This window comes from Ignavibacteria bacterium (assembly GCA_016873775.1).
Classification (GTDB): domain Bacteria; phylum Bacteroidota; class Ignavibacteria; order UBA10030; family F1-140-MAGs086; genus JAGXRH01.
Genome location: VGWC01000072.1, coordinates 1 through 12,035 on the forward strand (window position 1 = coordinate 1; position 12,035 = coordinate 12,035).

9 protein-coding genes are annotated in these 12,035 nt (G+C 38.7%); all 9 read right to left on the minus strand.

The features are described from left to right. Window positions 1-2,110 (minus strand): hypothetical protein (locus FJ218_09225; protein ID MBM4167079.1); only part of this gene is annotated, 2,110 nt, incomplete at its 3' end. 122 nt (window positions 2,111-2,232) lie between these two features. Next, window positions 2,233-4,662 (minus strand): ATP-dependent protease, encoded by a 2,430-nt coding sequence (locus FJ218_09230; protein ID MBM4167080.1) that lies wholly within the window; start codon window positions 4,660-4,662, stop codon window positions 2,233-2,235. Between the two features lie 36 nt (window positions 4,663-4,698). Beyond that, window positions 4,699-5,922, minus strand: a complete 1,224-nt coding sequence (gene rodA, locus FJ218_09235) for a rod shape-determining protein RodA (protein ID MBM4167081.1) — start codon at window positions 5,920-5,922, stop codon at window positions 4,699-4,701. A gap of 3 nt (window positions 5,923-5,925) precedes the next feature. Beyond that, window positions 5,926-6,612 carry a glycosyltransferase family 2 protein gene (locus tag FJ218_09240; GenBank protein ID MBM4167082.1) on the minus strand — a complete coding sequence of 229 codons (687 nt, stop codon included), beginning with the start codon at window positions 6,610-6,612 and terminating at the stop codon, window positions 5,926-5,928. After that, window positions 6,609-8,261 (minus strand): phospholipid carrier-dependent glycosyltransferase, encoded by a 1,653-nt coding sequence (locus FJ218_09245; protein ID MBM4167083.1) that lies wholly within the window; start codon window positions 8,259-8,261, stop codon window positions 6,609-6,611. The genes FJ218_09240 and FJ218_09245 overlap by 4 nt, the downstream gene beginning before the upstream one ends. Then, window positions 8,246-9,097 carry a hypothetical protein gene (locus tag FJ218_09250; GenBank protein MBM4167084.1) on the minus strand — a complete coding sequence of 284 codons (852 nt, stop codon included), beginning with the start codon at window positions 9,095-9,097 and terminating at the stop codon, window positions 8,246-8,248. Before FJ218_09250 ends, FJ218_09245 begins: the two co-directional genes overlap by 16 nt. Window positions 9,098-9,100: 3 nt before the next feature. Continuing rightward, window positions 9,101-10,489 (minus strand): aminodeoxychorismate synthase component I, encoded by a 1,389-nt coding sequence (gene pabB / locus FJ218_09255; GenBank protein ID MBM4167085.1) that lies wholly within the window; start codon window positions 10,487-10,489, stop codon window positions 9,101-9,103. After that, window positions 10,486-10,890: a hypothetical protein gene (locus FJ218_09260; protein MBM4167086.1), complete on the minus strand. Its 405-nt coding sequence runs from the start codon at window positions 10,888-10,890 to the stop codon at window positions 10,486-10,488. The genes pabB and FJ218_09260 overlap by 4 nt, the downstream gene beginning before the upstream one ends. Next, window positions 10,868-11,959: a dehypoxanthine futalosine cyclase gene (gene mqnC, locus FJ218_09265; GenBank protein MBM4167087.1), complete on the minus strand. Its 1,092-nt coding sequence runs from the start codon at window positions 11,957-11,959 to the stop codon at window positions 10,868-10,870. The genes FJ218_09260 and mqnC overlap by 23 nt, the downstream gene beginning before the upstream one ends. Window positions 11,960-12,035: the final 76 nt, after the last annotated feature.

Consider the following 12,035-nt stretch of genomic DNA (forward strand, 5'->3'; position numbering starts at 1 on the left):
ACAATAAGTTTGCTAAGCCGGGAGTAAGAATGGAATATTTGCTTCCTAACAAATTCATTTTTAACGCAATTTGTTCACCCGCTAAATGATTCGGCGCTTTCAATAATCCTTTTTTCTCACCTGGTTTGTCTACTCCAGCGTAGGTCACAAAATATTTTGCTTTTTGTTTCATCGGGTATGCTTTTTGAATATCGCTGGATTTTTGCATCCACACCCACCAACGAGTTACAGGACTATCAATAACTCCTACAATAAATTTCTTCGTTGTTTTTTTCGGAAATTCGCGCGCAAAGATTGTTTCGCGAATGTTTGCTGAATTGGGGAACGTAAGAAACGTATTTACTTTCTTGATAAATTTTGTAATCTTGTTGGGCTTCTTTACTCCGTAATCTTCCAATGTTAATGTTCTGTATTTCAATGTATCATTTGCAGTATATGCAAAAAAACCATTGTTGATAGAAACTTGACTATTGGAAACGTTGACATTTATTTTATTGGTTCCGTTTCCAGTTTGACTGTTACCACCAGAACCAGGAGATACTCCAACCGTTTGCCAAGTGTTATCCGGTGGATAATGAATCAACGTATATTCTCCATTAAACACCAGGGGAACAGTGTAGTTTCCTTTTGCATCGGAATACACGCTGTCGAGTCGAATTCCTGCTGAATCAAGAACTACTTTTGAACCTGAAAATGATGTTTGGTCATTGGTTGTTGCAGTACTTCCATCTGTGTCGCGTTTAATATAACCACGAATTGAATTTCTTGATTCATACTTAATTACAATAAAATCTGTTGAGGAAGCGGCTCCGGAATCTTGTCCTACTGCCCACACTGCGCCTGTACTTTGATCTATTGCAATTGAATTGAGTACTCCGGGGAAAGGATATGCAGTATCTGCGCTAATGGATACTCCGGTGTACGTATTTGCTTTCCGTAAAACGCCACTCGAGTTTAACATCAACAACAAACAATCGCGATAAGAACTTGAACCGTTTACTAATCCGTTTTCGTACCCTGTTATCAATATGTTTCCATACGGGTCAAATTTAATATCCGTAACTTCGTCTTGTCCAGAACCGGCACCATTATAAGTATTAATCCATTGCTGAACTCCTGAAGAATTATATTTTATCGTAACTATATCGTGTTCCGTTCCGATATAACTTGCACCTACAACAAAAATATTTGAACTGTTGTCAACATAGAGCGCTCGCGCGTAATCCGTCCGCTGTCCTGTGTATCGTTTCGTCCACACTTGTGTTCCGCTACTGCTATACTTAACAGTAAAAATATCTTCAAGCGTACCTATACTATTTCCGGTAACGTAAATATTACCAGAGTTATCAATGGCTATTCCGGTTGGTTTATCATCTTGTGAATTATGATATTTCTTCGACCACAAACTATCACCGGTTAATGCATTATATTTTATCGTATAGTAATTATAGTTTTCGTTTAATTGATTCGTTTCGCCGGTAACGATTATTGTATTATCCGTTGGACTATAGACAATTCCACGCGCATAATCTTCGAGATTCGATGAACCGTTATTATATCGTCTACTATAGATAGTATCACCTGTTTCTCCGACATATTTCACCGTATAATAATCAACATTCCTCGAAACAGAAACATTTCCTACCATTCGATATCCGGTTAAATACACGTTATTACTAGTGTCAATGGCAATGCCTGTTGGAACTTCATTGCCTCCAAAATCAACAGATTTTGTCCAAGCAATAGTGTCCGCTGTTACTTTGATGAGTGAATAATTTAATGCTGCTGATTGAACAGAAATTCCAGCATAAAAGTAATTACCGTTATTATCTACAGCCATTGCTGTAAGCGTATCCATCGCGGTACTTGTCAATGTATCTAATGGAGTACCCGTTTTCGAGTACTTTAACAATGTAAACCGAGCGTTAGCAGTTCCGGCAACAATGCAATTTCCGGAATTGTCAACGCGAGCAAATTTGGCTACATCAACATTTTTGAGCGCTGATGTATATCTTTTGATAAATTGTTGCTCAATTTGAGAAAGAGCAATATTTACAAATACAAATGAACATAAAAAAATAGCAAACAAAGGAAGTATAATTCGCTTCATAATGAGGACTCATGTTAGTGAATAATGTAATGAATTAATAAACTTTGTAAATCAAAATTCGAGGGTAAATTAAACATTTTTCAGACAAATTCAAATAGTACTGCAATTTTTTTTCAAGTATATCAATCCGAAACGGACAGTTCTTTATGTTTTTGGCTAAGCAATACTAATTTCCTATTCGCAAGATACCCAATTGTTCCTTCAGGAAATTCTCCTTGAGTATTGCGTCTTCCCATAGAAATTCCCGTGAGCAATTCTATCCCATCGTTGATTGTGTTTACAGAATATATATGAAAATTTCCATTTGCTACTTCATCTATAATATCGTGCCGTAGCATCAAATCTTTTACATTTTGAGAAGGAATAAGTACGCCGTGAGTTTTTTTAAATCCTCGTTTTCTACACACATCAAAAAAGCCCTCTATTTTTTCATTTACTCCACCAATCGGTTGCACTTCGCCATGCTGATTAACAGAGCCTGTTACAGCAATATCTTGGCGCAACGGTATTTCTGCTAAACTTGAAAGTATTGCATAAATCTCTGTCGAAGATGCGCTATCTCCGTCTATTCCACCGTATGATTGTTCAAATGCAATACTCGCATTCATCATCATCGGTTTGTCCTGCGCAAACAAACTCCGAAGGTAACCACTTAAAATTAAAACGCTCTTGTTATGAATGGGACCACTCATCGCCGCTTCCCGTTCGATACTTACAACTCCCTGTTTTCCCATTGATGTTTTCGCAGTAATCTTTGTTGGTTGTCCAAATGTTCTTCCAGCCAATTCGTACACGGAGAGTCCATTGATTTGTCCGACAACCTTTCCTTCTGTTTGTATCATAATAGTCCCATCGTCTATCATCTCGCGCGTTTTTTCTTCCAGTAAACTTTCTCTTCGTATTTGTTCAGTAATTGCTGTACGTACGTGTTCGCTTGTTACAACAACTGCTTGCGCTTTCATCGCCCAAAAATTTGCTTCCTTCATCAAATCCGAAATGATATTAAAGCGCGTTGAAAGTTTATTTTGTTTTTCCGACAAACGAACTCCTTCTTCTATCACTTCCGCAATTGCTGACTTGTCAAACGCAAGCAATTTTTCTTCTTGCGAAATCATTTTGATAAAGGAAACATACCGTTTGATATTTGCTGTGTTGCGCGGCATTTCTACATCAAAATCCGCACGCACTTTAAATATTTTTTTAAACTCTTCGTCGAGATGGTACAAATAATAATACGTATCAACATCACCAACCATAATAACTTTTACATTCATTTCAATCGGCTCCGGCTTCAATGCGGAACTTGCGCCGAGTAATCCGGTTTCAATAGTTTGAATTTCTAATCTTCCGTTCCGCAATGTTCGTTTCAACGTATGCCATACTCCCGGCTCCACTAACGCATCCATTGCATTGACCACAAGAAAACCTCCATCGGATTGCAAGAGTGAACCGCCTTTTATCAATGAAAAATCTGTGTGCCACGTTCCATTTCTGTCAATTTCAAATTCGATTGTTCCAAACAAATTATGGAAACGAGGATTTGTTTCAAGGATGATGGGTGTTCCTTTCGTGCGTGAGTTATCCACTATCACGTTCACTTTATACTCCCAGAAATCATCTTTCTGTTCACTCTTCGGAGAAATTCCGAGCATTGGCGATTGCTGTTCGTCGCGCTGCTGAAAACGTTCTAAATTGGCAATGATCGTTTCTTGCACATCATTCAAATAATCATTGACTTTCTGATTGTTGAAACGATGTCGTATATCATCAATAGCATCCTTGACTAACGGAAGCGCGTATTTTGTAGTTAATTCTTCCATAGATTCACGCGCACGGCGGTCAATGTTTCGCATTTCTCTGCTAATAACTTCCAACTGCGACTCCAATTGCGAACGTTCTTGCCAAATATTATCGACATCATCACGCGTCATTTTCCCTTCACGAATAAGTGTTTCTATTTGTTCAAACCCCGTAGGCACACCTTCAATGAGAGGAACTATATCGAGATGCATCGTTTCACCGGCTTGCACTTGCACTACTTCAAATCCTCTTGCGCGCACTTTACTTTCAAATTCTTTTAATACGACGCGTTGACGCTCCTGAAAATGTTCCATCGTACGTTTGCGTTCTTCCTGATAGCGACGCGATTCGAACAACGACGGAAGATTTTTTTTTAATTCACGAAGGCAATCTTCCATCTTCTCTTTGAAAAGATTTCCTTCTCCTGCTCGCAATCGAACGGCAATGGGTGCATCCGTTTTCTTAAAATTATTCACGAAACAATGGTCATACAATTGCGTTGGAATACCTTCAAACTCGTGCAACATTCGCCGAATGGTTGTTGTTCTTCCAGTTCCTGAAAAACCGGTTACAAATACATTGTAGCCGCCGTGTTGTATTTTTAAGCCAAGTTCTAATGCCCGTAATGCCCGTTGTTGACCGATAATATCTTTGCTTGGAGGAACATCATCGGTTGTTTCGATATGCAACATATCGGGATTGCAACGCCACCGTAATTTTTCTGCGGGAACTTCTCGAATTGTTTTTTTCATATTGGTTGAAGTAATAAATGCTTGATGGTAAAAAAACTAATACTCTTTTCGGTGAATGTATAAATTCATCAACAGTCCCACCATTACCATATTTGCGAGCAACGCAGAACCACCGTAACTCAGAAAAGGAAGCGGAACTCCGATAACGGGAAATAATCCCATTGCCATTCCAATATTGATTGTTATATGCACAAAAAAAATTGACGTTATGCCAACAACCGTCAAACTCGCAAAACGATTTTTTAACAACGACGCGAGTCGAGTGCTTCGTAATAACAACATCAGAAACAACGACAATACCACTGCCGAACCGAGGAATCCGAATTCTTCTCCTGGAACACAAAAAATAAAATCTGTCCATTGTTCCGGAATAAAATTAAATTGCGTTTGTGTTCCTTGGAGAAATCCTTTTCCAAACAATCCTCCGCTTCCAATGGCAACTTTCGACTGAAACACGTTATAGCCTGCGCCCAAAAGTTCCGATTCGGGATTTAAGAACACCGTCAATCGTTTCTGCTGATGCGGTTGCAAACTTCCTATCAAAAATTGTACGGTCATTCCGAGCAACGCAACACCGCTAAACGCAAGCACGGAACGAAACCTATCAACACGAAAAAAATACAGTACAAAAGCAAAGAGTGCAAATACGATAACAAGCATTGTCGTTCCAAACAATGCTGCAACCGAAACAACGATACACGCTGAAATAAATAATATAAGAAACGGCGACGCTCCTCCCCACGCAAGCATCGGAAGAAACATTCCGCAATACGTAATTGCTGTACCAGCATCCGGTTGCAACACTATAAGTATAACAGGAAGCGCAAGAATACCGGAAGTAACGGCAAGATGTTTCATCGAAAGCAAATCCACATCGCTTTTCGACATATACGCGGCAAGCGCTAATACTGTTCCAATCTTTGCAATTTCTGAAGGCTGCGCTCCTATGCCACCTACCCCAAGCCACGACGTTGAACCGGAAATTGTTTTCCCGATAATCAACACTACAACGAGAAGCAAAAGCGATACTACATAGAGAAGAACAGCAACTCGCGGCAACGCACGAAACGGAATAAATAACATTACCAATAACCCACACGCACCAATGCCAAACCATGTGAGTTGTTTTTGATAATATAATGCCGCTGTTTCTTCGCCGTATGTTGCGCTGTAAATAGAAACAATACCAATCGCAATCAACGCCAACACAATCAACAACGTTTTGAAATCAAAATATTCCTTAAAAAATTCTGTAACCATCGTTCACGTAATAAATTTATATTTCAACAATGTCCACAACGCAACGATTCCATCTTTCCATCCGATTTTTTTCCCCGCTTCTTTTGTCCGGGGATAATAACTAATCGGAACTTCTATTATTGTTATTCCGCGTTTCAAAACTTTCGCAGTAATTTCCGGGTCAAAATCAAATCGTTCGCATCGCAAGTTCAACGATTTCACAACATCGCTGCGCAAAACTTTATAGCCCGTAGGCGCATCCGTAAGACTGCTTCCGTATAATATGTTCGCAAACCAACTCACCATTTTCCCTCCAAGATAAAAGGAAAAATACAGATGTTGATTTCTTATTCCCAATTCGCGCGAACCGTACACAACCGATGTTTTCTTTTCTTCTATCGGCTGTATCAAAGCAGGGTAATCATTCGGGTCAAGTTCCAAATCTGCATCCTGAATAAGCATTACTTCTCCCGACATTGTTGAAATTCCCGTATGCACTGCGCCGCCTTTTCCTTTGTTCTTTTCGTGATGAAATATTTTCAACTCAGGAAATTTTTTTTCAATTCGCGCTAATTCTTCTTTCGTCCCATCCGTAGAGGCATCATTAACAATAATAATTTCTTTTTCCAACGGAACTGCGCGGACTTTTTCAACAATCGCTCGTATCGTTCCGACTTCGTTATACACAGGAATAATCACGGATAATTTCATTGCATCGCTCCATTCGGTTGAAGAAGAGAATCAACGTGCGCAAAATGAACAGCACGTTTGAGAAAAAAAAACTGCGCTACAACTATTATCAAAGATAGTATTGTTAAACTAAAAAGCAATATCGGCGAAAAACCCAAATACAATCCATACGTGAACCAGTAATCAAATGTATGTTGCAGTTTTTTCTGTTCGTCTTCTGCAATCGGAATTCGTTGATGCTCCGATTTTTCTGCAACTTGAAGTTTCGGAAAATTTCCATCGATGTGTTCTTCAAAATTTCTTTTCATCATTCGCCAATGTCCAAGAATCGGCGTGTAATATGGATTGAAATGCGACTTCATCAAAAATTCCGGATGTTCAAAATTTTTATCGTAGGGAAATTCGCCGATGGAACGTAAATAATTTCCGAAATACATAGACACTCCTCCAAGTTGAAAACAAAAACCGACAATAGAAAGCGTAACGGCAATACGTTTAATTGTTTTTGAACTCTCATCAAGAAATATCCCAAGAGGAAGAAGAACAAACGGCAAAATCGAAACAAGATACCGCGGTCCCCAACTTCCATCTCCCGCCCACGCAACATATTTTGCATAGAGAAAAAAATTTGCCGCGAGGAGTGAGAAAATAATAATCGCTTCCGCGCGAAAGTTCTTAAAAAAATTTTTCGTTGCCCACAACAGCAAAACAGTAATCGGCGCAAAAACAACTATTCCTTTTCCGGTGCTAAAAAGTAAACCATACAATCCGTAATACAGCGGAGTTGGAAATGTTGTTCCTCCGCTATACCCGGTTTCAAGAATATTTCCGAACCGAAGATAATTGTATAAAAAGAAAACGCTGAATGCGCCTGCGATAGGAAGTAAAAACCTCAGCAGATTCTTCATCCATGCGAACGTTTCTTTTTCAGAACGGGAAATCAAAATAAGATATAATGCAAGAAATGAAATATTCAAGAGAAAAGTCATCTTTGTCAGAAAACCAAGTCCCGCAAATATTCCGGCGTTCTGTATCCATCGTTGTTTTTTTTGCACCGTGTTTTTTTCTTCCTGTTTATAGGAATACAAACAATAAAAACTTGCGCACAAAAACGCTGCAAGTTGAACATCGCGGGAAATAGTTTTTAAATACGGAAACAAAAATGTTCCGAAACAAAGTGTGACTGTGAGAAAAAATGCCGTTCGTACGGAGAACGAAAATTTTCTGCATAAGCGAAAAAATACAACTGCGAGAGCGGCACCAAATAATGCGTTCATCGTTGAAACGATTGCTTTGACAAAAAGCAATTTCATTCCCGCATCGAACGGAAGCGCATACGCAAGTATTTTTCCAACGACAAACAAGGGAATTGCAAACAATGCTTCGCCGATTTCCGACCAAATAAAAAATTTATCTTCAAAGAAACTTCCGTTGTCAACAATATTGGGCGGAACGTCAAGCGAACCTCGGGTAATGATACTTTCCGTTAACAAGTATATTGCGTTCTCATCACTCGAAGCAAGTCGCGCACCGCTCACGAATAACGACACAGAAAGTACAAAGAGAAAGAGCATTTTTGGTAACTGTTCTTCATGCGATGTTCTGCTTAATAATTTTGACATTGGATAAAATATTCGGTTAAAAATACTTATTTTCATCGAGGATAACATTCACTTAGTATTTTTTCTTTGTAGAATGTTGTTAGTTTTGTCGTCATTACGTTTGATGTGAACGTACGATGTTCCAGTGTAGAAATCATAACAATTTCTGCAAGGGAATTTGTTACAAACATTTCCGAAGCGATGTCTAACGCCGAGCGATGTATAATACGCTCCTCGAATGGAATATCGTGATGAAAGCAAATCTCTTTTATATTCGCGCGGGTAATTCCAGGAAGTATATCGCAATCGAGCGAAGGGGTAACGATTGTTTCGCCTAAGACGAGGAAAATATTTGTTCGTGTTCCTTCCAAAAGAAAATTGTGTTCGTCGAGAAAAAGTGTTTCTGTTTCCTTTGGATTTACATTTTCCTGTTCACGCAACGCAAGGATGTTTCGTAAATAGTTTATTGTTTTGTGTTTACGAAGTTCATCGTAATGCGCTAATTGTTTTTTGGCAAACCGAACGGAAACTGTTTCATTAAACGTCGGTTGAAATTCTTTCGCTTCGATAAAGAAAATAGAATTTGATGCATTACCGCTAAAATGTTTTCCTTGTTCAATTCCTCCACCGCTCAATGTAATCCGAACAATTGCTTCACTCAAATTATTTTTGAGCAAAAGTAAATGTACAATTTCATTCAATTCAGAAATGGAAAATGAAATTGGAAGAGAAAAGTATTTTGCCGAAGAAAATAATCTCTGCAAGTGTTGTTCAATCGCAAATACTTTACCGTTATACGCGCGCATTGTTTCAAAAATTCCTTCGCCGAAATACATTCCGCGATTTTTAAACGGAACAAATGCTTCGTCTTCGTTGCAAAATTTGTCGTTTAAGAAAACTACCATCGTTTATCCTTTGAAACTAACATTCAACGCTCGCAACATTCCACTTGCTTTATGCAGCGTTTCTTCATACTCTTTTTCGGGAATACTATCGGCAACAATTCCACCGCCAACATTGAACCAAATTGAATCGTTCTCCATCATCATCGTGCGAATTCCGATATTGAATTTCGCATTTCCATCAAAACCGATATAACCGATTGCACCGGTGTAAATTCCGCGTTTCGATTTTTCGAGTTCGTCAATAATTTCCATCGCGCGAATTTTTGGCGCACCCGTAATTGAACCGCCGGGAAATGTCGTTTTCAAAACATCGAGAGCATCGCAATTATTTTTTAAAGTTCCTTTCACATCCGCAACAAGATGATGAACAGTTTCGTACGTTTCAATGCGTTTTAAGTTTTCCACACGAACAGAATTTTTTTTGCAAACTTTGTTCAAATCATTTCGTTCCAAATCTACTATCATCAACAATTCCGCTTCATCTTTTTTGCTGGAAAGAAGTTGTTGTTTCAATTGTTCATCTTCTTCAAAATTTTTCCCACGTTGAATTGTTCCTTTAATTGGCCGTGTTTCAACTTCTTTTCCATTAACGTTCAAAAATAATTCCGGTGAAGAAGAGAACACAAAACGGTTTTTATCAATACACATCATTACAGAAAACGGCGCCGGATTATTTTCCCGAAGTGAATTGTAAATTGTCAACGGCGAACTCGTTGTCTTTCCCCAAAATCGCTGCGAGAGATTCACTTGATAAATATCTCCGTTCGCAATGTATTCTTTTGCTTTGTTCACTGTTTCATAATATTCATTTCGTTTGAAATCAGAAATTAAAAAGTGAGTTTGTGGCTTATTTCGTGTTTCGTGAATCGTGGTTCCTGAATCGTGATTTGCTTTGCTCTTTGCTCTATGCTCTATGCTATTCAAACTCCACTCTTTTGTTTGATGATTGAAACACAACGCCGAATCATACAAGCCAAAAAATATTTCAGGAAACGAGTTTGTTTTTGTATGACGCGAGGAAATATTTTCCAACGTCATTCCATAATCGTACGAAATGTAACCAACTGCTCCTCCGCAAAAAACATTATCGTCATTTGTCATTCCCGCAAAAGCGGGAATCTTTTTTTCTTCAAGTAATTTTCTTACAACATCCAACGCATCTTCATTCATCAAAAAACTCTTTCCTTCATTCGTTACAAACGTTCTTCCACCGATGGAACGAACAATTGCGGACGGTTCTGTTACGATATAAGAATATTGAGAAAGTTCAGAATGAGATGAAACACTTTCGAGCAGAATTGTTCCTTGCGTTTGCGGAATACGCTGAAACAATTCAAACGGTGAGAGAGAAATATTTGGAAGAATTGAAGTAGTGATGAGAGTAAAATTTATTTTTTCTTTTTCGGTTCGCCTTCAAACTGATGCAAGCCGCAAAACTTACTTCCGGTTTTCGCTCGTCGTGTACAACGTGTTCCCTTTGCAGTTTTCGCCGCACATTGTACAAACTCTTCTTTCTTTTCAACAACTGAAGAGTTATCGTCTTCCTTTTTATTCTCGACCTTCATCATTGAATCAGTTTTTGTAGAAATCAAATATTCAAGTTGCAAAATTTTTTGCTCAAGAATTTGAATGCGTTTTTCTAATGCTTGAATTGTTGAATCGGAAGTTTGCGAGAAAAGTGGAGAAGCGAAAAATAAAATGCTCACGCAAAGTCGCAAAGATGCAAAGAAAAATATTTTTGCGACTCCGCGTCTTTGCGAGAGAAAAACATTATGCTGCTTGTTGATATTCATACGTTCGCAAAGTTTCATACAACGTTGTTCGCTGTGCTGGAATAAATCCGGATTCACGAATCAAATCTATCACTTCATCAGTATTGGTTTTATTCACAAAATTTGCCGCTGCGTGAACATTTTCTTCGAGCAACGTTCCGCCAAAATCATCGCCGCCAAAATGCAACGCAATTTGTCCCGTCTTTTTTCCCTCCGAAAACCACGACGCTTGAATATGTTGAAAGTTATCGAGATAAATTCTGCTGAACGCAATCATTTGCAAATAGCGCGACGACGAAGCATACTGTGGAATAATTTTTTCGAGCGGCGTATTTCCCGGCTTAAAACTCCACGGAACAAACGCTGTAAATCCGTGAAACTCATCTTGCAATTTACGAACGCTTTCAAGATGAATCACAATATCTTCATCCGTTTCAATATGTCCGTACATCATCGTCGCAGTTGATTTGTAACCGATGCGATGCGCTTCTCTCATCACGTTCAACCAATCTTCCGACGTTCCTTTCGAACTCGAAATTTTTCGCTTCACTTTATCCGAAAGAATTTCTGCGCCGCCGCCAGGAATTGTTCGCAAACCAACTTCCCAAAGTTTTTGCAATACTTCACGAATTGAAAGTTTTGAAACTTCGGCCATTCCTATTATTTCCGAAGTTGAAAAAAAATGCGGATGAACGTGCGGAACTTCTTTCACCGTTCGCTCGACCATTTCCAAATAATATTCCAACGGAAGTTCGGGATTAACTCCACCTTGTAATAAAATTGTCGTTACACCTTTCTCTGCTGACGCTTTGAAATTCTGAATCATCTCATCAACGCTGTGCGTATAAACTCCTTCTTCGCCGGGATGACGATAGAATGCGCAAAAGATACAATCAATGTTGCACACGTTTGTGTAATTCGGGTTTGAATCAACAACAAACGTAACGTAGTTGCTTGGATTTTTTCTGAAACGAATTTCGTTAGCCAACTCACCAAGGTCAAGAAGTTCTGCGTGTTGCAACACTTCCAATCCTTCGTCGGGAGAAATGCGTTCGTTGTTTCTAATTTTTTTGTAAATGTCGTGGAGCATAATTTTTTGCCACAAATTACACAAATTACTACTTAGTTCTAATTCGCAAAATTCGTGGCTTACTTTCTTCTTTAAA